22 protein-coding genes are annotated in these 24,409 nt (G+C 44.5%); 17 read left to right on the top strand and 5 right to left on the bottom strand.

Features of this window, described 5'->3' with window-relative positions; all coding sequences use genetic code 11:
- Positions 1-28: 28 nt before the first annotated feature.
- The 3 genes from nlpI (at position 29) to AB6D07_RS03935 (ending at position 2,961) form a co-directional block, all read left to right on the top strand.
- Positions 29-952: a lipoprotein NlpI gene (nlpI, locus tag AB6D07_RS03925; RefSeq protein WP_017103866.1), complete on the top strand. Its 924-nt coding sequence runs from the start codon at positions 29-31 to the stop codon at positions 950-952.
- A gap of 174 nt (positions 953-1,126) precedes the next feature.
- On the top strand, positions 1,127-1,534 hold the full coding sequence (locus AB6D07_RS03930) for a MarR family winged helix-turn-helix transcriptional regulator (RefSeq protein WP_029223089.1): 408 nt from the start codon (positions 1,127-1,129) through the stop codon (positions 1,532-1,534).
- A gap of 89 nt (positions 1,535-1,623) precedes the next feature.
- Positions 1,624-2,961: an MATE family efflux transporter gene (locus AB6D07_RS03935; protein WP_017103868.1), complete on the top strand. Its 1,338-nt coding sequence runs from the start codon at positions 1,624-1,626 to the stop codon at positions 2,959-2,961.
- Positions 2,962-3,045: 84 nt separating this feature from the next.
- Here AB6D07_RS03935 and AB6D07_RS03940 read toward each other — a convergent pair whose 3' ends face one another.
- The 3 genes from AB6D07_RS03940 to AB6D07_RS03950 form a co-directional block, all read right to left on the bottom strand.
- Positions 3,046-3,924 carry a U32 family peptidase gene (locus AB6D07_RS03940; protein ID WP_017096660.1) on the bottom strand — a complete coding sequence of 293 codons (879 nt, stop codon included), beginning with the start codon at positions 3,922-3,924 and terminating at the stop codon, positions 3,046-3,048.
- 18 nt (positions 3,925-3,942) lie between these two features.
- Entirely contained in the window at positions 3,943-4,956 is a 1,014-nt protein-coding gene (locus tag AB6D07_RS03945; protein WP_009847533.1) for a peptidase U32 family protein, read from the bottom strand.
- Positions 4,957-5,123: 167 nt separating this feature from the next.
- Complete coding sequence (locus AB6D07_RS03950; RefSeq protein WP_009847532.1) at positions 5,124-7,163, bottom strand: bifunctional diguanylate cyclase/phosphodiesterase; 2,040 nt, start codon at positions 7,161-7,163, stop codon at positions 5,124-5,126.
- A 257-nt stretch (positions 7,164-7,420) separates the two neighbouring features.
- Here AB6D07_RS03950 and AB6D07_RS03955 point away from each other — a divergent pair, with 257 nt between their 5' ends.
- From AB6D07_RS03955 to deoD, 12 genes are all read left to right on the top strand, one after another.
- Complete coding sequence (locus tag AB6D07_RS03955) at positions 7,421-7,948, top strand: SCP2 domain-containing protein (protein ID WP_009847531.1); 528 nt, start codon at positions 7,421-7,423, stop codon at positions 7,946-7,948.
- On the top strand, positions 7,932-8,435 hold the full coding sequence (locus AB6D07_RS03960) for a GNAT family N-acetyltransferase (protein ID WP_009847530.1): 504 nt from the start codon (positions 7,932-7,934) through the stop codon (positions 8,433-8,435). The genes AB6D07_RS03955 and AB6D07_RS03960 overlap by 17 nt, the downstream gene beginning before the upstream one ends.
- Positions 8,436-8,590: 155 nt before the next feature.
- Complete coding sequence (locus tag AB6D07_RS03965; RefSeq protein WP_009847529.1) at positions 8,591-8,989, top strand: DNA polymerase III subunit psi; 399 nt, start codon at positions 8,591-8,593, stop codon at positions 8,987-8,989.
- A complete protein-coding gene (gene rimI, locus AB6D07_RS03970; protein WP_009847528.1) occupies positions 8,982-9,437 on the top strand; it encodes a ribosomal protein S18-alanine N-acetyltransferase in 456 nt (151 codons plus the stop codon). Before AB6D07_RS03965 ends, rimI begins: the two co-directional genes overlap by 8 nt.
- A gap of 172 nt (positions 9,438-9,609) precedes the next feature.
- Entirely contained in the window at positions 9,610-11,190 is a 1,581-nt protein-coding gene (gene prfC / locus AB6D07_RS03975) for a peptide chain release factor 3 (RefSeq protein WP_372140702.1), read from the top strand.
- Between the two features lie 98 nt (positions 11,191-11,288).
- The gene (locus tag AB6D07_RS03980) at positions 11,289-11,444 is read left to right on the top strand and encodes a DUF5363 family protein (protein WP_009847525.1); all 156 of its coding nucleotides are present in this window, start codon (positions 11,289-11,291) and stop codon (positions 11,442-11,444) included.
- Entirely contained in the window at positions 11,425-12,237 is an 813-nt protein-coding gene (locus tag AB6D07_RS03985) for a TatD family hydrolase (protein WP_050546672.1), read from the top strand. The genes AB6D07_RS03980 and AB6D07_RS03985 overlap by 20 nt, the downstream gene beginning before the upstream one ends.
- Before the next feature lie 204 nt (positions 12,238-12,441).
- The gene (locus AB6D07_RS03990; protein ID WP_009847523.1) at positions 12,442-13,704 is read left to right on the top strand and encodes a NupC/NupG family nucleoside CNT transporter; all 1,263 of its coding nucleotides are present in this window, start codon (positions 12,442-12,444) and stop codon (positions 13,702-13,704) included.
- A 537-nt stretch (positions 13,705-14,241) separates the two neighbouring features.
- The gene (deoC, locus tag AB6D07_RS03995; RefSeq protein WP_004734477.1) at positions 14,242-15,018 is read left to right on the top strand and encodes a deoxyribose-phosphate aldolase; all 777 of its coding nucleotides are present in this window, start codon (positions 14,242-14,244) and stop codon (positions 15,016-15,018) included.
- A 108-nt stretch (positions 15,019-15,126) separates the two neighbouring features.
- Entirely contained in the window at positions 15,127-16,455 is a 1,329-nt protein-coding gene (gene deoA / locus AB6D07_RS04000) for a thymidine phosphorylase (RefSeq protein ID WP_009847521.1), read from the top strand.
- A gap of 76 nt (positions 16,456-16,531) precedes the next feature.
- A complete protein-coding gene (locus tag AB6D07_RS04005; RefSeq protein WP_029223091.1) occupies positions 16,532-17,752 on the top strand; it encodes a phosphopentomutase in 1,221 nt (406 codons plus the stop codon).
- A gap of 64 nt (positions 17,753-17,816) precedes the next feature.
- On the top strand, positions 17,817-18,536 hold the full coding sequence (gene deoD / locus AB6D07_RS04010) for a purine-nucleoside phosphorylase (protein WP_009847519.1): 720 nt from the start codon (positions 17,817-17,819) through the stop codon (positions 18,534-18,536).
- A 113-nt stretch (positions 18,537-18,649) separates the two neighbouring features.
- Here the strand turns inward: deoD and AB6D07_RS04015 are convergent, their stop codons facing one another.
- Positions 18,650-19,261, bottom strand: a complete 612-nt coding sequence (locus tag AB6D07_RS04015) for a YtjB family periplasmic protein (RefSeq protein ID WP_009847518.1) — start codon at positions 19,259-19,261, stop codon at positions 18,650-18,652.
- Between the two features lie 109 nt (positions 19,262-19,370).
- Between AB6D07_RS04015 and serB the strand changes: the two genes are divergently transcribed.
- On the top strand, positions 19,371-20,351 hold the full coding sequence (gene serB, locus AB6D07_RS04020; protein WP_017103874.1) for a phosphoserine phosphatase: 981 nt from the start codon (positions 19,371-19,373) through the stop codon (positions 20,349-20,351).
- 104 nt (positions 20,352-20,455) lie between these two features.
- On the opposite strand, the gene AB6D07_RS04025 is transcribed toward serB, so the two are convergent.
- Positions 20,456-22,804 (bottom strand): PilZ domain-containing protein, encoded by a 2,349-nt coding sequence (locus tag AB6D07_RS04025; RefSeq protein ID WP_017103875.1) that lies wholly within the window; start codon positions 22,802-22,804, stop codon positions 20,456-20,458.
- Positions 22,805-22,965: 161 nt separating this feature from the next.
- Between AB6D07_RS04025 and radA the strand changes: the two genes are divergently transcribed.
- Entirely contained in the window at positions 22,966-24,345 is a 1,380-nt protein-coding gene (gene radA / locus AB6D07_RS04030) for a DNA repair protein RadA (protein WP_009847515.1), read from the top strand.
- The last annotated feature ends 64 nt before the right edge of the window (positions 24,346-24,409 follow it).

Raw genomic sequence — 24,409 nt, forward strand, 5'->3', positions numbered from 1 at the left:
ATTGCGGTCATAACAGGAGTAATTATTTGTGAAATGGTTTCAAACCGCGAGTATGTGTTTACTGCTTGTACTGACAGGTTGTGCGACAACATCAGATAACACCTCACGTTGGGTTTATCCACCAATGGCTGTGCCGCTGCAACCAAGCGTTCAGCAAGAGGTTCAAATTGCACGTCTTAGTCAATTATTACAGCGCCCGGACTTGAACGATGAAGTTCGATCTAAGATGCTGTTTGAACGTGGTAACTACTACGACAGTGTTGGCCTGCGTGATTTAGCACGCCTTGATTTCAATCAGTCTCTTTCATTGAACCCCGCTCAACCTGATATCTTCAACCTTTTGGGTGTTTACTTTACGCAAGTAGGGGAGTTTGATGCCGCTTATGAATCTTTTGATTCTACGTTAGAGCTTGATCCTGCAAACTCTTACGCAGAAAGAAATCGCTCTATCGCACTCTACTACGGCGAACGTTATGATTTAGCCAATGAAGAGATGACGAAGCATTATACTGATGATCCAAGTGATCCATTCCGTGCGCTTTGGTTGTATATCATTCAGCACGAACTCACCCCAGAGCAAGCCAAGCTTGATTTGCAAAAACGTTACGAGAGCCGTGATGAGCAGTGGGGTTGGGTATTAGTCGCGATTATGCTTGATGACATTACTGAAGAGCAGGCTTTTAAGGCCATCTTGACCGGTACTCGTGACAACACGTTACTTGCGCAGCGTCTAACTGAGACATATTTCTACCTTGCTAAGCGTTACCACATGAATGGGGACTACGCGAATGCGATCTCTCTGTACAAGTTGTCAGTGTCTTTCAATGTGTATGAATATGTAGAGCATCGTTACTCTTTCTTAGAGCTAAGCCGTATATTTACTACTCTTAAAGCCGAGCACTTAGCAAAAGTTAAGTTGGCTGAGGCCGAAGAAAAAGCCGGCACAAAGTAAGCGATATATTTTGATTCCGAAGAACCGCTGCCTGTCAGCGGTTTTTTTATGCTCCTTTTTTATGCTCCGTTTTTATAAACAAAAAAAGGGGGGCTCGTTTTTGATTGCTTTTGATTTAAATAATAATAAAATAGTTAGCCTTGCTAACTAAATGCGATTCTTGATTAGGTGAGTATGCTGAACCAGAATTTAGAAAAGATTGAGCGCTTCGCCTCTAAGATATGGCGAACTCAGGTAAATGAAGATCCTATTTGCCAATTGAGCTTCAATGAGTATGACTATTTGAAGGTCATTCAATCTTCTCCTGAACCGATCCGATTGACTGATCTTGCGATTGAGATGCAGGTTACAAAGCCTTCAGCAACCACTATGGTTCAGAGACTAGAGAGAAAGGGGCTTGTTGAGCGTAAAGCTTCGCTCGAAGATGCGAGGTCTAAGTTGGTCGTATTGACCAGCAAAGCTGAACTCGGCTTAGAAGAAGAAAGTAAGATCTATCAGGTCATGGCACAGATATTGGAAAGTCGTTTGTCTGAGCAAGAGTCTCAGCAGCTAAACCTATTATTAAATAAAGCTTTGAAGTAAATAATTTAGATATTTAGTTAGCCTTGTTAACTAATTTTTCGAGTCATATCTTGTTGATATGCGACTCACAGATGAAAGTAGAGTAAGAAATGAGTAACTCAATTAGTCGCCAGTTTTGGCGATACACAATCCCTACTGTGGCTGCCATGTTGGTTAATGGCCTTTACCAAGTGGTGGATGGCATCTTCATTGGCCGCTATGTGGGGGCTGATGGACTTGCAGGTATCAATGTTGCGTGGCCTGTGATTGGTTCGATTCTCGGTATTGGTATGTTGGTGGGTGTAGGTACAGGTGCGCTTGTCTCGATTCGCCAAGGTGAAAAAGATACTCAAGGCGCTAAGGAGATCTTAGCAACAGGTTTAACCTTGTTGTTGGCGATAACACCTATTGTTTCTGCATTGCTGTTTTTGTTTGCTGATAACTTCTTGCTTTGGCAGGGCGCAGAAGGGAGAGTGTATGAACTTGGCCTGCAATACTTACACATTCTGATTGGCGCGAGTGTCTTCACGCTAGGTTCGATCGCGATGCCGTTTTTACTGCGTAACGATGACAGCCCTAACTTAGCCACCATACTGATGATTGTCGGTGCGGTGATCAATATAGCTCTGGATTATCTGTTTATTGCTCAGTTTGGTTGGGAGTTGAAAGGTGCAGCACTGGCAACCGCGATTGCTCAGTTTGTAGTAACCGGTCTGGGTCTGGCTTACTTCTTCTCACGTCGAGCAAACCTGCGCTTGCGTTGGAATGAACTGAGACTGAAGTTATCGGTAATTCCTGAAATCTTCGCTATCGGTACATCAAGCTTCTTTATGTATGCGTATGGTTCGATGATGGTTGCGCTGCACAATGCGTTGTTCTCTCAATATGGCGACCAGTTGATGATTGGTGCTTACGCGATTTTGGGCTACATAGTGACGGTTTATTATCTCACAGCTGAAGGCATCGCCAACGGCATGCAACCATTGGTGAGTTATAACCATGGTGCGCGTAACCAAGCGAATATCCGTAAGCTACTTAAGATTGCGATGATGAGTTCGGTATTGATTGGTGTGGCGTTCGTGCTGCTTCTGAACGCGTTCCCACGTGAGTTTGTGTCAGTCTTTAACTCAGATGAACCTCAGCTAGTCGAGTACACCGTGTTGGGTATTCGATTACACATGTTTGCACTGGCGCTTGATGGTTTCTTAGTGGTAGCGGGTGCTTACTATCAGGCGGTCAACAAAGGCAGTAAAGCGATGTTTGTCATGCTAGGTAATATGCTTATCCAGTTACCTTTCTTGTACATTATGCCTAAGTTGTACGGTGTGCCGGGGATCTGGGTTGCGTACCCACTGTCTAATATTGCGCTAAGCGTGGTGGTGATGGTGATGCTCTACAAAGATGTAAAGAAGCTCGATGTCTCACCGATGAATACAGCGGCGGCATAGGTCGTATTTCTTAAGTAGAATTAAAAAGGTCTAGCGAATGCTAGACCTTTTTGTCTCTGTGGCTGATGGGTTTAACTCTAGAAACTAGATGTTTTTAACGTCTAAACCCGCAAGCTGATGCCAGTAGCCATTGCACTGGCGGCTTTCAATCTTCATTGGTTTTTGACCTTGCTCATTGGCTCTGAAGTTATTGATTTCAGAGAAAGTGTCGATACCCAATGGACTCAGGCGAACGACATCGACCAAGTCATGCATGCTCGGTAGATCATTGACTAGGTTATAGCAGTAACCTGATTGCGTCTGGATACCATTAAGGTTAAATACCGATTGGCCTTCTTGGCTTTCGACCTGTAGACCTGTTGGGTATTTGATGCAGCAGGTTTCGCAATCGTCTTTGGCTTTGTTCTCTGCTCGGGCTGTAAAGCAACGTGCAGAGTAAGCAAGAGGTAAGTAGCCATGGCTAAACACTTCTACTTCGAACTTATTACGAATATTAAGCTCTTCGCACTGTGTCATTACGTTGCTTAGCCACTCGCGAGAAAGCTCAACGGGCATACACCAACGCGTCATACCTTGTTTCAAGAACAGGTTCAGAGTGCGTGCATTGTAGGTGTTCACCGCAGGGCCAACAACAAAAGGCACCTTACTTTCACTTGCCAGTTGAATCGCAGATACATCATTGGCTTCAATGGCGAAGTCACCGTTATCAATGTACTTCTTCATGATGTTGACTTCGCTTGGGGCTTCTAGCAATGCCATGGTTGAAAGTACCACTTGCTTACCTGAATCAGACAGTTCTTTTGCTATGTCCATCCAGTGTTTTGCTTTCATCTCACGGCGCTTTGAGCACACCGCTTCACCGAGGTAGATGATGTCGGCAGAGCTTGATTTTGCTTGCTCATAGAAGCTTTCAACATCTTGTTTTGGCCAAAAATAAAGTAGAGGGCCTAATGCGTATTTCATTGAGTTCTCCATTTGGCTCTATTGCCATTTACGGTGGTAAGCGCCAAGCGTGGTTTGTGTACCTTCAGATACATTCGCCAGTGTCGCATTCCAAGCTTGTTCCACTTGGTATTGTTCAGGGTTCGCTAAGTAGCGATCGATGGCTGCGCGCCAAGTGCGAGTGACTTGCTCGACATAAGCAGGGCTACGTTGGCGACCTTCAATCTTCACAGAAGCAACATTCGCGGCGAAAAGCTCAGGCAACATAGATAGTGTGTTAAGGCTAGTTGGCTCTTCAAGTGCGTGATAACGCTTTCGCTCACCATCTACTTCTGCTTCAAATCGGCCTTTACATAGCGTTGGGTAACCTGCGTTCTCACCTGCTTCATACTTGTCGATAAGGATTTCGTTCAAGCGAGATTCAAGTCCGCCATCCGTTTCTTGCCAGCGAACGTATTTTGCTGGAGAACATGCCCCAACCGTATTTGGCGATTCACCCGTCATGTATGAAGAGAGGTAGCAACGGCCTTCTGCCATGATACATAAGCTACCAAAAGCGAATACTTCGAGGTCAACGTCAGAAGTGATGTTACGAGAAAGCTGTTTGACCTGATGGATCGACAATACGCGCGGCAATACCACACGCTTAACGTTGAAATTTTTATGATAGAAGTCGATAGCGGCTGCATTGGTCGCAGATGCTTGTACTGATAAGTGCAGCTCTAGTTCTGGATATTTATTTGCAGCGTACTCGAGCACCGCAATGTCAGCGATGATCAGCGCATCAACGCCTAGTGCGGCGGCGTTATCTACAGCGTTAGTCCAGCGTTCGAAGCCGTTTGGGTGAGCAAAAGTATTTAAGGCAACGTGAATTTTCTTGTTGCGGTCATGCACATACTGCACAGCACGATCGAGCTTTTTACCCGCAAAGTTAAGGCCTGCGAAGTGTCGGGCATTCGTATCGTCTTTGAATCCGATATAGACAGCATCCGCACCGCAATCAATAGCGGTTTTCAAAGCAGGTAAGTTACCCGCTGGGCATAAGAGTTCCATTTGCTCACTACCAATAGAATAAAATTGAAGCGAGTATTTTATGAAGAATTATGAATGACGGAATTGATGTAAGGCAGGTTTAGATGGATAAATCTGCTTTTACCCCATTTGAGGTACTGACGAATGGCGAATTTACGCTTTAGCTTGGTGTTGGAGGGCGTGTTTAATTAATTCTTGTGACGACGGTTTTGGGCGAACAGTTCTTCAACCTCTTGTTTTGGTTGAGGGCGATAGAAGTGGAAACCTTGAATTGAACCACAGTTGAGGTTAGACAGCAGGGTTGCTTGTTCACTGGTTTCGACACCCTCTGCAACCACGGTTAAATCGAGAGATTTCCCAAGGTTGATGATGTTTTCAATTACGGTAATTTGCTTTGGTAAGGTATCGATATCTGAGATAAAAGCCCGGTCAATTTTAAGCTCATCAATCGGAAAGCGAGCAAGGTAAGATAGAGAAGAGTAACCCGTACCAAAGTCATCGATGGATAACGCAAAGCCAAGTCTCTTAATCGCGTTCAGCATTTGAAGCGTGTGCTCACTATCACTCATTACGGCACTTTCTGTAAGCTCAAAGGTAATCGCACTTGGATCTAGCTCAGTAGAACGCAGCAACTTCTCCATGAAATCAATCAATTTTGGATTACCAAACTGCTCTGGTGAAAGGTTGATCGCGACGCGACCAGGTAAAATACCTTGCATCTTCCAACGTTTCACCGTGGCAAATACTTCGCGCATTACCACACGACCAAGTTGTTCAATAAGGCCAGCTCGTTCCGCTACAGGAATAAATGCGGCAGGGCTAATATAACCTTCTACGGGGTGTTTCCAACGTACCAGAGCTTCTGCTCCGTTAATGGTGAAGTCACGCGCATTTACTTTTGGTTGGTACCAAACCTCAAGCCCGTTCTGTTGCAGTGCTTTTTGCAGTTCTATCTCAAGCCACAGTCGCATTCGCGCTTCTTTGTTCATCTGTTCGTTGAACTTGATCAGGCGGTTGCGTCCACGATCCTTAGCTTCATACATTGCGGTGTCAGCATTCTGTAGCAAGATACGTGCGTCACTGCCATCGTGAGGAAAGCTCACACTACCAATCGAGCAGGCTAAACGCTTGCTAAAATGGTGGAGATCGAAGGGTTGGTTGATCAGAGATATGATCTTTTCAGAGAGTATTTCAGGTGTTCGTGGGTGTTCAGGTTCAGGCAGAATAATACCAAATTCATCACCGCCTAAATGGCCAATAATAGCTTGACGAGGCAGTTGTCGTTTTAAGCGAGATGCGACCTCTTTAATCACTTTATCACCGATGTGGTGGCCAAGTGAGTCATTGATATTTTTGAAGTTATCGATGTCTAAGTAGAGCATCACAACAGGGGTCTTGTTGTGAATGAACTGCTCAAGGCTTTTGGTAAACCCAAGTCGGTTGTAGAGCTTAGTCAGTGTATCGATGTAGGCATCTTCACTGTTAGCGGGTGTGTATTGTTTTGTTGTTTCTTGAGCGTCTTGAATAAGTACGAGTTGGGTACTGCTTCCAAGAATGACCGTCGAGTCGATATTTAACTGAACTTTACGTTCAAAGCCACATCGAGCACCCGTTAAACAAACCAAGCCAGACTCAGAAATAATGGAGCTGAGGTCATTATTAAAGACTGTTTTGGTTTGTTCATCGATAAATAATCGGCCTAACTCTTCGCCAATCAATTCTGTGGTGGAGTTAAAACCAAGTAAGCGCGCAGCTGCAGGGTTCGAAGACAGAATGTAGTCGTTTTCAACTAATAGCAATCCGTCTGGGAGCAGGTGAGATAGCTTGTGGAATTTCGCTTCAGACTCTTCTAAAGAACGGACAAGTACTTGGTTTTCAGATGTATCGAAGGCGTGAAAGATGATGTATTCAGTCTTTTTACCATTGGTAAGCGGAGATAGGCTGAAGTGAAGGCTAGTGTCTAAAGCCGTTTCGTTTAGGGTGATTTCCGCCTCAATTGTTTCGCCATTGAATGCACGCTCATAGTAAGGCTTAAGGTGTTGGTAGAATTGCTCGCCCAAGGTTTGGCGGTCATTCATGCCTACAAGCTCTGTTTTACTTAAACCAGCAATATCACAGTAACGCTCATTCACCATAAAATAGTTATGTTGAGCATCAAGTACCGCAAAAAAGAACGGGCTGTTTGCAGTAAGCTGTGTAAACCAATGTTGTAGTTGCTGGGGAGGCATCAAAGTACTACCAATTCTCCAAGAGCTTGAATATTCACTATCGATAAACATTGATTGCTTTTTGTTCAGCTATCGATGTTTACTTGTGAGTGCAGCGATTCGCTGTGATTTTCATGACCAGAGTTACTATAACTGTGATTATCAATATATTAAAGGTCGAGCATCAAACTGAATTAATTTGATACATAACAGTAACTGAGATCTCAACATCATCTATGATGCTTTCTATATTATTGACAAAGTTACGGATAAGTCACGTGATAAACAAGATACGCACTCAACTAGTTCAAAATGCCGCATCAATTTTGCGATCTCCAGTCCAGTTATTACCAAAATCAGTACAAAAAAAAGCCTTATTAGAAGCATTGAAAAATGTATTCAAGGAGGCTTTAGAGGATGGTGATTTTGAGTTCTTAGAAGACAAGTGGCTTAAAGTTTCAATAAAAGATATGGGGTTAAGTTGGTGTATTAGCTACAAAAATGAGCAACTAGTTGTCGCTGATAAAGAGGTCAATGAAGATGTGAGTTTTAGTGGCAATCTAAATGATCTCGTGTTGATTGCTGGGCGAAAAGAAGACCCAGATACGCTTTTCTTCCAACGTCGACTGTCTATTGAGGGCGATACCGAGCTAGGCTTGGAAGTGAAAAATTTGATGGATAGCGTCGATTTAGACTTATTGCCGACTCCTATGAAAACTTTGTTAAATCAATTAGCTGATTTTGTGCAGAAGGGAGTACAATCCCCAGATACACAAAGTGAGGTAATGAATGCTTATTCGAACTGAAGCACCGGCAGATATACTTGTCATCGATCGTTTATTGAAATCTGTTTTTGAAACGGATGCAGAAGCTAATTTGGTTATGAGCTTGCGTGAGAATAGCCATTTAACGCTATCGCTGGTGGCTTGTTCTGATGAAGGGGAGGTGGTTGGTCACCTGATGTTTAGCCCTCTTACTCTTGATGGTGACGATCATAACTGGCAGGGGCTCGCACCTCTCGCCGTGAAAGAAGAGTTCCGCAATCAAGGCATTGCCAAATCACTGGTTGAAGACGCATTTTCTACTTTGGTAGATTTTGGTTACCCAGCCTGTGTTGTACTCGGTGATCCTGCTTACTACGGTCGTTTTGGTTTCAAGGCGGCGAGCGAATTTGGCCTGAGTTGTGTTTGGGATGTGCCTGAAGGCGCTTTTCAAGCGATTGAGTTGGTAGAAGGGGCGTTTGCTGGGCATTCTGGTGAAATTGCTTACAGCCCAGAGTTCAACGACTTATAAGCTGATTTACCACTCAATAAGATACAAACTGATTTAGTCTAAATAAAGGAGCTTGATGCTCCTTTATTTTTTGTTAGTATCAGCCCCAATGAGCACCGTTTAAGTTCACTCGAAGAATATTAATACCAACAAACCAAAGGTTACGACCGCTAGATATGTCACAAACACACGCGCAATATCTACAAGAGATGGGCATTAGCCAATGGGAGTTAAGTCACCCAGAGCGTTTGGCTGGTTATGAATCTGAATTGACTCTGTTATCGAATGATTGCAAGTTACTGTTGGTTTCACCAGAAAAACCTCAGGATGATCTCGCCGTGATGTTTGAGCGAGTACTCAAAAGTATCAAGCTCGACTTATCTCAAGCTTTACACCTTCAACCGCAACACTTGTCTGCTGTGGATTTAAGTTCGGTTGAATGGGTATGGTTTGCTGGTTGCGAATCTGCCCATGAACTGAAGGCAAAAACACTTCAATCTCCATTACTGTCTGACATTAACGGTAATAACCAACATCGCCGCGACTTATGGCAACAAATTTGTGCTTATGACTAATCAACTTTTACCCACTTCAGAACAACACCTAGACGCAATTTGGCAAATTGAGCAGACCGCGCATTCTCATCCTTGGTCTGAAAATATGATCCGTGATCTTAATAGTCGTGGAGGCAGCCACCGTGTTTTAGAAGTCGATGGGCAAGTGGTCGGCTATTTCTATGCTCAGAACATTGTCGGTGAGGTTACTTTGCTGACGATAGCGGTTGACCCTAAGCAGCAAGGCAAAGGTTACGGTAAGGCTTTGGTTGAGCACTTTCTCGATATGTGTGAACAAGCTGACGCGGAAAGTGCTTGGCTGGAAGTTCGCGAAAGTAATGTGAATGCTTTTAATCTTTACGAGAAGGCTGGCTTTAATGAAGTCGACCGCCGTCGTAACTATTATCCAACCAAGCAAGGCAACGAAGACGCCATCATTATGAGCTATCTTTTTATGTCTTTTAGCTAGTCATGTTACGTCTTTTCGCGAACTAGACCGCTAGCTCCGGAATGAGCCACAAAATAGGGTGTAAACTGACCCTTTAGAAAGTGACACGCTTTCTGTATAATCCGCACACAGAATTCAAGGGCAAGTATTATCTACTTGCCCTTTTTACGCTTTAGATCAGCAAAGGGCGACTATGTCTTTCCAACAAGAAGTGAGCAAACGTAGAACGTTTGCGATTATCTCTCACCCGGATGCGGGTAAAACCACGATTACTGAAAAAGTTCTTTTATTCGGAAACGCGATTCAAAAAGCGGGTACCGTAAAAGGCCGTGGCTCTAACCAGCACGCTAAATCTGACTGGATGGAGATGGAAAAAGAACGTGGTATCTCGGTAACTACGTCTGTAATGCAATTCCCATACAACGATTGTCTAGTCAACCTACTCGATACTCCTGGACACGAAGATTTCTCGGAAGATACGTACCGTACATTAACCGCGGTTGACTCTTGTTTGATGGTTATCGATGCTGCAAAAGGTGTCGAGGATCGTACTCGTAAACTGATGGAAGTAACGCGTTTACGTGATACACCAATCGTAACGTTTATGAACAAACTTGACCGTGATGTTCGTGACCCAATGGAAGTGCTAGATGAAGTGGAAAGCGAGCTAGGTATGGCTTGTGCTCCAATCTCTTGGCCTATCGGTTGTGGTAAAGAGTTTAAAGGCGTTTACCACATTCACCGTGATGAAACGATCTTGTATGAATCTGGCCACGGCCATGAGATCCAAGAAGTTCGCATCATCAAAGGTCTAGATAACCCTGAACTAGACGAAGCTGTTGGCGAAGATCTGGCGAGCAGCGTTCGTGAAGAACTTGAATTGGTTATCGGCGCATGTCCTGAGTTTGATCACGAACTGTTCCTTGCTGGCGAATTGACTCCGGTTTACTTCGGTACTGCATTGGGTAACTTCGGTGTTGACCATATGCTTGACGGCCTAACTCGATGGGCTCCTGCGCCTCAAACACGTCAAGCAAATGAGCGTGATGTTGAAGCGACTGAAGAGAAGTTCTCTGGTTTCGTATTTAAGATCCAAGCAAACATGGATCCAAAACACCGTGACCGTATCGCATTCATGCGTATCGTATCGGGTACTTACGACCAAGGTATGAAGATGAACCATGTTCGTACTGGTAAGAACGTGAGTATCTCAGATGCAGTAACCTTCATGGCGGGGGACCGTGCTCGTGCTGAAAAAACATACGCGGGGGACATCATTGGTCTGCATAACCACGGCACAATTCAGATTGGCGATACCTTTACTCAAGGCGAAAGCTTGAAGTTCGCAGGTATTCCTAACTTTGCGCCTGAGCTATTCCGTCGTATTCGTCTGCGCGATCCATTGAAGCAGAAGCAACTTCTAAAAGGCTTGGTTCAGCTTTCTGAAGAGGGCGCGGTTCAAGTATTCCGTCCTTTGCAAAATAACGATCTGATCGTTGGTGCAGTTGGTGTACTTCAGTTCGACGTGGTTGTAGCGCGTTTGAAAGCGGAATACAACGTAGAAGCTATCTACGAAGGTGTTAACGTTGCAACAGCTCGCTGGGTTGAATGTGACGACGCTAAGAAACTGGAAGAGTTCAAACGTAAGAACCAAGCTAACCTAGCGTTAGATGGTGGTGATAACCTGTCTTACATTGCACCGACTATGGTGAATTTGAACCTAGCTTCTGAGCGTTTCCCAGAAGTTCAATTCCGAGCGACGCGCGAGCACTAATCACTCTGCGCTCTATTCGAGTTAAACAAAAACGTCTATTGTTCTGCAATAGGCGTTTTTTTATTCGTGTCATTTGAGGTTAGAGGCTTAAGGTAAGTATGTTCAGTTGGATAAAAGCTTGGATTAAGAAATACGATAAGTGGTGCGAAGAGCTTGGCTTAACGCCTGAAAATAAGCGCAGCTGCGTGGCTTATCGCCGTGATCCTCAAGGACAACAAACAGAGAGTAGGGAAGATGACACCAGAATTAAGTGAATTTCCGCTGTTTGACACCCATTGCCATGCGGACTTTGACATCTTTGAGCAAGGTTTTTCACTTGATAAAGGTATTGAAGGTTACGTTAAAGAAGCGAAACAGGCGCAAGTCGAGAAGTTAATCATCCCTTCTATTGGCCAAAGTAACTGGAGGAAGCTTGGTGAGATCGCTCAATCTTACCCTAATGTTTACTACGCTTTAGGTTTCCATCCTTATTTTTTAGAGCAAGCCAATGACAAGCAATTCTCAGAGCTTCGCCAATTACTCTCATCAAAAACCAGTCAATGTATTGCGATAGGAGAGTGTGGCCTCGACTTTTTTGTCGATGTTGCACGGGATAAACAAGAGCGTTTTTTCATCCAACAAATGGAACTCGCGAAGGCATTTGAACTGCCCTTAATCATCCATGAAAGGAAGTCTTTTAACCGACTTATTGAGCTAATAAAGCAGTATAAATTTACTTTGGGTGGTGTGATTCATGGATTTTCAGGGAGCGAACAGCAGGCTTTGGCGTGGATTCAGCTTGGTTTCTATATTGGTGTCGGTGGAACGATTACTTACCCAAGAGCACAAAAAACACGCACCACTATCTCAAAACTGCCTCTTGACTGCGTGGTGTTAGAAACGGATGCCCCGGATATGCCCATGCATGGAAAACAAGGAAATGTTAATCATTCCAAGTATTTAGTTACGATCTTAAATGAACTGTTTTTGCTTAGAAAAGAACCGAAGCAATCGGTTGCAGCGCAAATTTGGCAAAATAGCCATCGCGCATTCGGTATATGTGAATAAAATCGAAGGTTTTTGTTTATCGTTTGCGTAAATTGCACTTGGCTTGTGATTCGGCTCACATTTGCGTGTGAATGGTACATGAATCTTCTACGAAAGTGTGAGGACGGCATTACTTTATTAGTGGTCGCATGAGTATAATTGCCTCCGCTTTATAGCCCCATTTTGTAACACGCCAATAAATAACTAATAAGGAAGTCATAAACTATGAGCCTGTTTATGAGCCTCGTCGGAATGGTTGCACTGATTGCAATCGCAGTACTACTATCCGACAACCGCAAAGCAATTAATCTAAGAACAGTGGGTGGCGCTTTCGCTATCCAATTCGCACTTGGTGCATTCGTACTTTACATCCCTTGGGGTCGTGATCTACTTGCAGGTTTCTCTGCTGGTGTAGCAAACGTGATCGACTACGGTAAAGATGGTACTGGCTTCCTATTTGGTAGCCTTGTTAACTTCTCAGTTGACGGTATCGGATTCATCTTTGCATTCCAAGTTCTACCAACACTAATCTTCTTCTCTGCTCTTATCTCTGTACTTTACTACATTGGTGCGATGCAAGTTGTAATCAAGGTTCTTGGTGGTGGTCTTCAGAAAGCTCTAGGTACTTCTCGCGCCGAGTCTATGTCTGCAGCTGCAAACATCTTCGTTGGTCAAACGGAAGCGCCTCTAGTTGTTCGTCCATTTGTTCCTAAAATGACTAACTCTGAACTATTCGCAGTAATGTGTGGTGGTTTAGCGTCTGTTGCTGGTGGTGTACTAGCGGGTTACGCATCTATGGGTGTACCTCTAGAGTACCTAGTAGCAGCGTCATTCATGGCAGCACCTGGTGGTCTACTATTCGCTAAAATCATCAAGCCTGAAACTGATGAAGTTGACGAGAACCTAGGTTCAGACATCGACGGTGGCGACGACAAGCCTGCTAACGTTATCGATGCAGCGGCTGGCGGTGCGTCAGTTGGTCTACAACTAGCACTTAACGTTGGTGCAATGCTACTAGCATTCATCGGTCTAATCGCTCTTATCAACGGTATCCTAGGTGGCATCGGTGGTTGGTTCGGTATGGAAAACCTAACTCTAGAACTTCTTCTAGGTTGGATCTTCGCACCGTTAGCATTCATCATTGGTGTTCCATGGGAAGAAGCAACTATTGCTGGTTCTTTCATTGGTCAGAAGACAGTTGTTAACGAATTCGTTGCATACCTAAACTTCGTACCATACATCGGTGAAAACGCTCAAATCGTTGAAGCGACTGGTCAAGTAATGTCTGTTAAGACTCAAGCAATTATCTCGTTCGCTCTATGTGGTTTCGCAAACCTTTCTTCAATTGCGATTCTTCTAGGTGGTCTAGGTGGTATTGCTCCAAACCGTCGTCACGACATCGCACGTATGGGTGTTAAAGCGGTTGTAGCTGGTACTCTATCTAACCTGATGGCAGCAACAATTGCTGGCTTCTTCTTATCTTTCTAATCAGTTAGAAATCGATATATAGACGCCATAATAATATCGCCCCGTAGCAAGAAATTGCTGCGGGGCTTTTTTGTTTTTGGGCCTAGTGATTTTGAGCATTAGCATGAGTGAATGCTTGGAGTCGAAAATGGGTCTAGAATGTTTTTTTGAGATACAAACCGTTTGCGTTCTAAGGAGCACTACAATTTATTGATGGATACCTATAATGTATTAGCTAAAGGGATAGGATGTCTCTGCTGGCAAGAAAGTAACATTGAGATTAGCTCGAACGTTATTCTTCTGGGATTAAGCCAAACTTAGCAATACGCTATATTAGCAATACACTATAGATGTTAGACACAACATGACTGATTTGTTGTGCCATAGACCAAACTGGTACTGTGCGGTGACAAGGATTGCAATTGGTAGCGAAAGTTATCAAGTCTTCAGGGAACCAAGTCCGTTCATTTGTGACTACTGAGCATTACTAAAATATCCATCTATACTGGATGGATGGTGAAGTAGTTAACTATTTGAATATATTGATCGGAGATAGAAATGAGCGATTTAAAAGCAGCAGCTCTACGTGCACTTAAACTTATGGACCTAACTACGCTAAATGACGACGATACTACTGAAAAAGTAGTGGCACTTTGTCATGACGCGAAGACTGCAGTTGGCAACACCGCTGCAATCTGTATTTACCCTCGCTTCATCCCAGCAGCTAAAAAGGCGTTGCGTGAGCAAGGTACTCCAGAAGTACGCATCGCGACTGTAACTAACTTCCCTCATGGTAATGACGACATCGAAATTGCTGTTGCTGAAACAAAAGCAGCGGTAGCGTACGGCGCAGACGAAGTTGACGTAGTATTCCCATACCGTGCTCTTATTGCTGGCAACGAAGAAGTGGGTTTTGAGCTAGTTAAACAGTGTAAAGCAGCTTGTGGTGACATCACGCTTAAAGTGATCATCGAAACAGGTGAACTTAAAGAAGAAGCACTGATCAAGAAAGCTTCTCAAATCTGTATCGAAGCAGGTGCAGACTTCATTAAAACTTCAACCGGTAAAGTGCCAGTAAACGCGACTCCTGAGTTCGCACGCATGATGCTTGAAGTTATTCGTGACATGGGCGTAGCTAAAACAGTGGGTTTCAAACCAGCTGGTGGCGTACGTACAGCTGAAGATGCTCAAGCTTACCTAGCGATGGCTGATGAGCTACTAGGCGCTGAGTGGGCAGACAACATGCACTACCGTTTTGGCGCTTCAAGCCTACTGACTAACCTTCTTAATACATTAGAAGTGACAGACCAAACTGCTGATCCAGCAGCATACTAATTTCCCTATCGGGTATAACAATAAAGTCTGTTTGATGGAGTGGCGTTAAGTCACTCCATATTACCTCTTTCCCTACAAACCATACTCACTAGAGTTTGGGAGGCACTAATGTATCTACCTCAAGAAATTATTCGCAGAAAACGTGATGGTGAGGTCCTAACGACTGAAGAAATTAACTTCTTCATTCAAGGCGTGGCTAAAAATACGGTTTCTGAAGGCCAAATTGCAGCATTCGCAATGGCTATCTTTTTTAATGAAATGACGATGCCAGAACGTATCGCACTGACGTGTGCAATGCGTGATTCGGGCATGGTGATTGACTGGAGCCACATGAACTTTGATGGCCCAATCGTTGATAAGCACTCTACTGGTGGTGTTGGTGACGTAACTTCTCTGATGCTTGGCCCTATGGTGGCAGCATGTGGTGGTTTCGTTCCAATGATCTCTGGTCGTGGTTTAGGCCACACTGGCGGTACGCTAGACAAACTTGAATCTATCCCTGGTTACAATATTACACCAACCAACGATGTGTTTGGTGCTGTAACCAAAGAAGCTGGCGTAGCGATCATCGGCCAAACTGGCGATTTAGCACCAGCTGATAAGCGTGTTTACGCGACTCGAGATATCACGGCAACAGTCGACAACATCTCGTTGATCACAGCTTCAATCCTCTCTAAGAAACTGGCTGCTGGCCTTGATTCTCTAGTGATGGACGTAAAAGTAGGTTCAGGCGCATTCATGCCAACGTATGAAGCCTCTGAAGAACTAGCGAAATCTATCGTTGCAGTAGCAAACGGCGCGGGTACTAAAACAACGGCAATCCTAACGGACATGAACCAAGTTCTGGCTTCTTCAGCGGGTAACGCAGTAGAAGTACGTGAAGCGGTTCAATTTCTAACCGGCGAATATCGTAACCCTCGTTTGCTAGAAATTACGATGGCATCGTGTGCTGAAATGCTGGTTCTGGGTAACCTTGCAAAAGATTCAGACGAAGCGCGTGAAAAACTGATGGCAGTACTGGATAACGGTAAAGCAGCAGAGTGCTTCGGTAAAATGGTAGCGGGCCTTGGTGGTCCAACTGATTTCGTAACGAACTACGATAACTACCTAGAAAAAGCAGAAATTGTTAAACCAGTGTACGCGCTAGAAAGCGGTGTAGTATCAGCGATGGATACGCGTGCAATTGGTATGGCTGTCGTTGGTATGGGCGGTGGTCGCCGCGTAGCAACAGACAGCATTGATTACGCAGTCGGTTTTGATAGCTTCATTCGCCTTGGCGAAGTAGCAAGCGACGATAAACCATTAGCAATGATTCATGCTCGCAATGAACAACAGTGGCAAGAAGCTGCAAAAGCATTACAAAATGCAATCACTGTGGGCGGAGAATATACAGCAACGCCAGACGTTTACCGTCAGATTCGTTCTGAAGACGTGTAAATAACAGGTATCGGCATACCTTGTGTATGACGATAAACAGAGTTCTGGTGCAAAGAGCAATAAGTTGGTGAAGAAAATGAAAAGAGCATTTATTTTAGTTTTAGATTCATTCGGTATCGGCGAAACAGCAGATGCGGACACATTCGGTGATGTAGGTTCAGACACTATGGGTCACATTGCTGACCATTGTGAGCAAGGTCTTGCAGACAATGCGGATCGTAAAGGTCCACTAACGCTGCCAAACCTGTCTAAGCTAGGTTTAGCTATGGCTCACAAAGAGTCTACAGGTCGCTTTGCTCCTGGTATGGACACAGACGCTGAGATCATTGGCGCGTACGGTCACGCTGCTGAGCTGTCTTCTGGTAAAGACACGCCATCAGGTCACTGGGAAATCGCAGGTGTACCGGTATTGTTTGACTGGGGCTACTTCACCGACAAAGAAAACAGCTTTCCAAAAGAACTGACTGACCGCATCCTTGAGCGTGCAGGTTTATCTGACTTCTTAGGTAACTGTCACTCATCGGGTACAGAAATCTTAGATAACCTGGGTGAAGAACACATGAAGAGTGGCTTACCAATCTTCTACACTTCAGCAGACTCTGTTTTCCAAATCGCATGTCATGAAGAGACATTCGGTCTACAGAACTTATTAGACCTTTGTCAGATTGCTCGTGAAGAGCTAGAAGACTACAACATCGGCCGTGTTATTGCGCGTCCGTTCATTGGCCCAGGTAAAGGTCAGTTCGAACGTACTGGTAACCGTCGTGACCTTTCTGTTGAGCCGCCAGCGGCGACAGTTCTTCAGAAGTTGGTTGATGAGAAGGGCGGTAACGTTCACTCAATCGGTAAGATCTCTGATATCTACGCAGGTTGTGGTATTACTCAGAAAACGAAAGCAACAGGTATTCCTGCGCTATTTGAAGCAACTAAAGAAGCGATCACTGAAGCGGGCGACAACACTATCGTGTTCACTAACTTCGTTGATTTCGACTCAGCTTACGGTCACCGCCGTGATGTTGCAGGTTACGCAGCGGCACTTGAGTACTTCGATGGCCGTATCAATGAAATCATCGATATGATGAAAGAAGATGATGTACTTATTCTAACTGCTGACCACGGTTGTGATCCGACATGGCCAGGTACTGACCATACTCGTGAACATATCCCTGTGATTGTTTACGGAAACAAGGTTCCTGCTGGCTCTTTAGGCCGTCGCGATACCTTCGCTGATATCGGTCAAAGCTTAGCGTCTTACTTTGGCACATCGCCAATGGGACACGGTACAAGCTTTCTATAATAGTTAACGAAGAGAGAGGGAAACCTCTCTCTTCTTTTTTGTTTTGAGATTAAGGATATTTTCAATGGCTACTCCACATATTAATGCTGAAATGGGTGATTTCGCTGACGTAGTTCTAATGCCCGGCGATCCGCTACGTGCAAAATACATCGCTGAAACCTTCCTAGAAGAAGTGGTTCAAGTGTGCGATGTTCGTAACATGTTTGGTTACACGGGGACTTACAAAGGCCGTAAGGTTTCGGTAATGGGGCATGGTATGGGCATTCCATCTTGTTCTATTTACGCGACAGAGCTGATCAAAGACTTTGGTGTGAAAAAGATCATTCGTGTCGGCAGTTGTGGTGCAGTGAGCGAAGATATCAAAGTACGCGATGTGGTTATCGGCATGGGTGCGTGTACCGACTCAAAAGTGAATCGTATTCGCTTTAAAGGTCATGACTTCGCGGCTATTGCGGATTACAAAATGGTGCGTGCGGCAGAAGATGCAGCCAAAGCGCGTGGTGTAGACGTAAAGGTTGGCAACCTATTCTCGGCTGAGTTGTTCTACACGCCAGATCCTGAAATGTTCGAAGTCATGGACAAGTACGGCATTGTCGGCGTAGAGATGGAAGCGGCGGGTATCTATGGTGTATGTGCTGAATACGGCGCAAAAGCTCTGACTATCTGTACTGTTTCTGATCACATCAAAACTGGTGAGCAAACCACATCAGATGAACGTCAAACGACTTTCAACGACATGATGGTTATCGCACTCGACTCTGTGCTGCTTGGTGATCAAGACTAATCAGCTAATAGATTTCAAAAAGCTTAATAGATACCGCAAAGTTTAATAGATAACAAAAGCCCCGTTGCTGCCTGAGCTTCGGGGCTTTTTATTGAATTTGTTAAACTAAGCCGTTAAGAGCTGACATTTTTGAGCAGCCAGTTTTCCCCAGACTTAGCCTTTCTTTTACGAATAAGCATGATGAACAACACGCCACTGACAAACCCCATTAAGACCATACCGATCATGTAGCGATCGCTCTTACGGTAGTGATGGTCAGAAATAGCTGTCATTTTTCCTGTCTCAAAAGTCACGCGGATAAAGCCAATGATCGTACTCTCTGGAGAGTAAATAGGTTCAACGAGTTGCTGCCTGCCGATACTTGCCGTTGAAAGAGGTGTGTCTAAGCCAAGAACCTCGCGTACCGAGAGCGCTTTTTCACTCGAAGCCAGTCGAATCCCTTCTGCATCGTAGATGGTGGTATCAAATACCAATCGATCCTGAGAGAGTTGGTTAGTGAGCTCTAGTAGGCGCTCTTGGTCTTGCTGAGTGATCATCTTACTGGCTGAAAGTGATGCCTGTGAGATCAGTAGTTTGGTCAGCGTTTCCAACTGTTTTGCTTGGATCTTCTCATTACCTTTACTGATCACTACTGTGTTTTTAATGGTTACCACGAACATAGCAGCCAACAGAATTAGGGCTAGTACTCGTAAAGCGTTACGTATTGAGAACAATGATTCATTCATGTTTCACGAAGCCTGAAATAAACAAATGTTATGATTAAGACATATTGAGACTTGCGTTTTCAAATTGCAATAGGTTAACGTTTAGCATAGTTAATTAGGAATCATACACATGGACGCTCAGAAATATCTGCCGATTAAAAGGCATACGACATTATTAACCCGACTCCCCGAGACACGTTTCGCTTCTCAACTCGCTAAATCTAAAGCCAATTGGATTGTGTTCGGTGAGTACCTATCTCCACAATCATTCGATGACATCGACTTTTTCACTGGTACCTACAACACCATCCTCGATACGTGGAAGGTGGGACATTATGAAGTGGCACTGATGTCAGGGAACTTAACCCCTGCACACGAAGAAATTTTACAAGCACTGAAGCTTGATTATGCTTGCCTTAGCGAGGTCCCAGACTTATCTAAGCCAGGTTTGATCGTGATGGATATGGACTCCACAGCAATTCAAATTGAATGCATCGATGAGATAGCAAAGCTCGCAGGAGTCGGAGAGTTAGTTTCTGAAATCACAGAGCGTGCGATGCAAGGCGAGCTCGACTTTGAACAGAGCCTACGCCAACGCGTTGGGGCACTGAAAGGTGCGGATGAGTCGATACTGGAGCAAGTGCGCCAGTCATTACCATTCATGCCAGACTTGGTTGAGCTAGTGAATACTCTGAATAAACTTGGCTGGAAGACGGCGATTGCATCGGGTGGTTTTACTTATTTCTCAGACTACCTGAAAGATACGCTTGATCTTGACCACGCTCAGTCAAACACGCTAGAGATCGTCAATGGTAAATTGACGGGTGAAGTATTAGGCGATGTTGTTTCCGCACAGACCAAAGCGGATATCTTGGTAGAACTTGCTGAAGAGTATGAACTGGAACTGCATAACACCGTTGCCGTGGGTGATGGTGCCAATGACTTGGTTATGATGGGTTCTGCCGGTTTAGGGATTGCTTACCATGCAAAACCGAAAGTTGAACAACAAGCTCAAACTGCTGTGCGTTATGCTGGCTTAGGTGGGGTGCTTTGTATCTTGTCAGGTGTATTAGCTAAGCAGCAAAAAATTAGCTGGCAAGCGAAGCCCTAGTCATATTTAGGGCGGTATAACGGATACAAAAAAGCAGGTGATGAGCCTGCTTTTTCTATTTTTAAATCCGATAAGTCGACAAACCGGTAAGTTGATCTGGTTATTTAGTGCGAGAGTTCTAATCGAATCAATACTTCATCGGTAATGTCTTCTATCTCACCATAACCAATAAAAGCGGTGACCTCACTCTCTAACTTCTTCGCTTGGTGCATACTGATGCGCGAAAGCTCGGCTAAGTCTGATTGGAACAAACTTGTTAATGGATTAAAGATAGGGGCGGTAGTGACTCGCAGTACATACACATCACCCAGATCTTGTGCCTTCTTAATGAACGAGATACGTTCTTTCGTAGATGCAAAGTCTTTCACCAACTTCGTATGTACAGATTGAATCTTGTTACCAAACTTTATCGCAGCAATGTATACGTCATGATGTTTTGGCTCTGCACCTTCAATTCTTTTCAGTGGCTCAGCTAATAGTGAATTAGAGTGACCTTTGAAAATCGGTTCCAGTGAAAACTTTTGGTTGTGCCCAAGTTTAGCGAGTAACGCTAGATGCTTGTTCAGCGGGAAGTTCACACCAATGAGCTTACAACGCAACGTTGAGCCCGGCTTATCAATGAAAATTGGATTACTGACCATTTTGTTAAGCAAAACAGTGTGCAGTGATTTAAGCAGTGAATCGGTGGGCAGTATTTCTTGCTTCTTATTTAGCTTACTTTGGTTCTGATCGATAAGCCCATTGAGGAAGGCGATGGTACGCATTGTTTTTGCATTCTCGGTGATAACCAATTGAACATTGCAACCGTTCGGGCTTACACGAATTACATGGTAAGGCACTGTGCTTAATGGCAAGTTTTTATCATAGAGTTGCAGTTCATTAAAATTCACCACAACCGGATCATCAATCTTGAGTACCATTGGGTGTTCAAGGGTAATGCTTAGGCCACGTTTTGATATGTCTACAGTGTGTCCATTTATTGTTGGGCTATCTTGTGATGTGAGTTGAATTGGCGATTTAAAGCTATATCTCGGTTCTTTACGACGACTTTGGGAATCAAAGTAGATACTTTGAATGTTCCCCACCACCGTTCGAGGATGGCGAAAGCGATTAAGGTCACTGCTTGGAATGCGTGGTTTTTCACTTAATAGGTAATCGGCAGCACTTTCGTGATCACCGATCTCTTGCAAGATACCGCAATGAGTCAGTTGCGCAGAGCTTTGAGCAAGCGTATCTGAATGCTCAGCTAAGGCTTGTCGCTCAGCGTCGGATAATTCGAAAACCGAGAATTTGAACGCCTTCCAACTTTTACGTTTACCGCCGATGTTCCAGAACAGTTGCCTCTCTTCACGAGAAGCTTCAGGCAGCATCATCGAGTAGAACAAGGTCTTATTTTTATGTTCATGGGTAAAAGAGTAGATAACGTTACTGGTTCCCTTCACGCCAGGCTTAGCGAGTAAGTTCATACGTTGTTCGTTGAACAAAGTGCCCAGAGCCTGTTGGTTACGCTCATCATGCCAATATTGCCATTGGGGATGATTGTTATCCGTGAGTAGGGCGAGCTTCAACTCACTACCACTGAAGAATAGAGGGAGATTACAGGTGTACTTTAGATAGGTGTGTTCAATACCGCGAGTTCGCGTTCGAATGAGCCTATCTTGATTCTCATGGCTGGTTTTCTTGCTGACACTATTTAGAGATTCATCGAGTAAACGAGCCACACTCGTTGTATCGCTGATTCTCATGCATCTTAAAAATTTGACTGCATTGTTCTCGTAGGATTCATCAATACCCAGAATACGAAATTCAACCGCCTCATTAACATCGGCTTCTAGTGACTTCTCAACAAGCTCAGTGAATTTAACACTGATGATTTCCCCTAGGTTGTATTTAAACGCCCTTGGTACCTTGAACTTTGCACCCGACGGAGAAATATCAACTGTCACACCATGTAGGCTTTGTCCTTTAGGTGTGGTGATTTCAACCTGTGAGCTAATCTTGAGCCTGTTTTCTTTGCGTTTTAAATCGTAACCGAGGTTAATGGCTTCTGCTTCATAGGGGCTATCAGCGTTAGTGATATCGTGGTCATCTTGAGAGGATGTTTTAACAATATTACGAAGAGGTTGAATGCGAGGTGTCATCACTAACTCCCACACGCCCTCGGTATAACCTTTAAATTTTTTAGTACCACGTTGATACGCGTTCAAAGCTATGTCATCAAGCCAATGTTTACGCTCGTCTAGCGTGAATTGATGACATTCATTATCAATACGCCCGCGTAAATCAATGCTCTTTGTGCACGGAGCCATGATACGATTCAGTTCCATTTTAACGAGCAGTTTTAGAGACGGTGATTCGCCTTCTGTCATTTGAGAAAGAAGGAATTCGAAATCTTCGGCATGGTAGGCCGGAATAAGTCGTTCTGCTACAGATAGAATTTCAGATTGCTGCATACTTTTCTTGTTAGAATGGATGGTGCGTTATTGTTATCGACGAGTTGTATTTGATCTTTAGGTATTCGTGGCCCTACTGCAACTTTTATTTTCACCTGTACGGTCAACGGGGTCACAAAATAGCAACATTTACCCGTTACCAAGCAAATTATTGAGGTTTTATGGCTAAGGCAAAGCGAGCTTATGTGTGTAATGACTGTGGTGCTGACTTTCCACGTTGGCAAGGGCAGTGCAATGCATGTGGTGCTTGGAACACGATTACAGAAGTTAGGTTAGCCGCTTCACCTCAGGTCGCGCGCAATGAACGACTAAGTGGTTACGCTGGTGGTGCAACTGAATCTTCGGTTCAAACGCTATCGGAAATCGACTTGCAAGAGGTCCCGCGCTTTAGTAGTGGCTTCAAAGAGCTTGATCGTGTACTTGGTGGTGGTGTTGTACCTGGCGCTGCGATTCTTATTGGTGGTAACCCTGGTGCCGGTAAATCAACGCTGTTATTGCAGACTATGTGTCAGCTTTCTTCCCAGTTACCGACACTTTATGTCACTGGCGAAGAATCTCTTCAACAAGTTGCGATGCGAGCATCTCGATTAGGGTTACCAAAAGAGCATCTCAAAATGCTCTCTGAAACCAATGTTGATAAAATCTGTCAGGTTGCAGAAAGAGAGCAGCCTAAGATCATGGTTATCGATTCAATCCAAGTTATGCATGTCGCTGATGTTCAATCGTCTCCAGGCAGTGTTGCTCAGGTGCGCGAATCGGCAACCGCATTAACGCGCTATGCGAAACAGAACAACGTTGCCGTATTCCTAGTGGGACACGTAACTAAAGACGGTACCTTAGCGGGACCAAAAGTACTTGAACACATTATTGACTGCTCGGTGCTGTTAGATGGCGGAACGGACAGTCGTTTTAGAACCTTGCGTAGCCACAAGAACCGTTTTGGTGCAGTGAATGAGCTAGGTGTGTTTGCTATGACAGGGCAAGGGCTAAAAGAAGTTAGCAATCCATCGGCTATTTTTCTGTCTCGTGGTGAAGAAGAAACCTCAGGCAGTTCAGTGATGGTAGTTTGGGAAGGAACGCGTCCACTCCTTGTTGAAATCCAAGCGCTGGTGGATTATTCGCAGCTGGCTAACCCGCGTCGTGTCGCTGTTGGTCTCGAGCAAAATCGACTGTCATTGTTACTAGCCGTGCTGCATAAACACGGCGGCTTACAAATGGCTGACCAAGATGTGTTTGTGAATGTCGTTGGTGGTGTTAAAGTAACCGAAACCAGTGCTGATCTTGCATTGGTAATGGCTTTACTTTCGAGTTTCAGAGACCGCGCATTGCCAAAAGATGTGGTGGTTTTTGGCGAAGTAGGCCTTGCTGGTGAGATTCGACCTGTACCGAGCGGTCAAGAGCGCTTAAATGAGGCGTTTAAACACGGCTTCAAGAGAGCCATTGTACCAGCGGCTAACATGCCTAAAGGTGGCATTCCAGGAATGCAGATCCACGGTGTGAAAAAATTATCGGAAGCAATTAATGCTTTTGATGAGTTGTAATTGAGCTCACTTCAGCTACTCTATACAGCAGAAATTCAGTCTAACTTAAACGCTATTTTCGCTT

It is taken from the genome of Vibrio sp. 10N.239.312.C11, from assembly GCF_041466065.1.
Classification (GTDB): Bacteria; Pseudomonadota; Gammaproteobacteria; order Enterobacterales; family Vibrionaceae; genus Vibrio; species Vibrio tasmaniensis_A.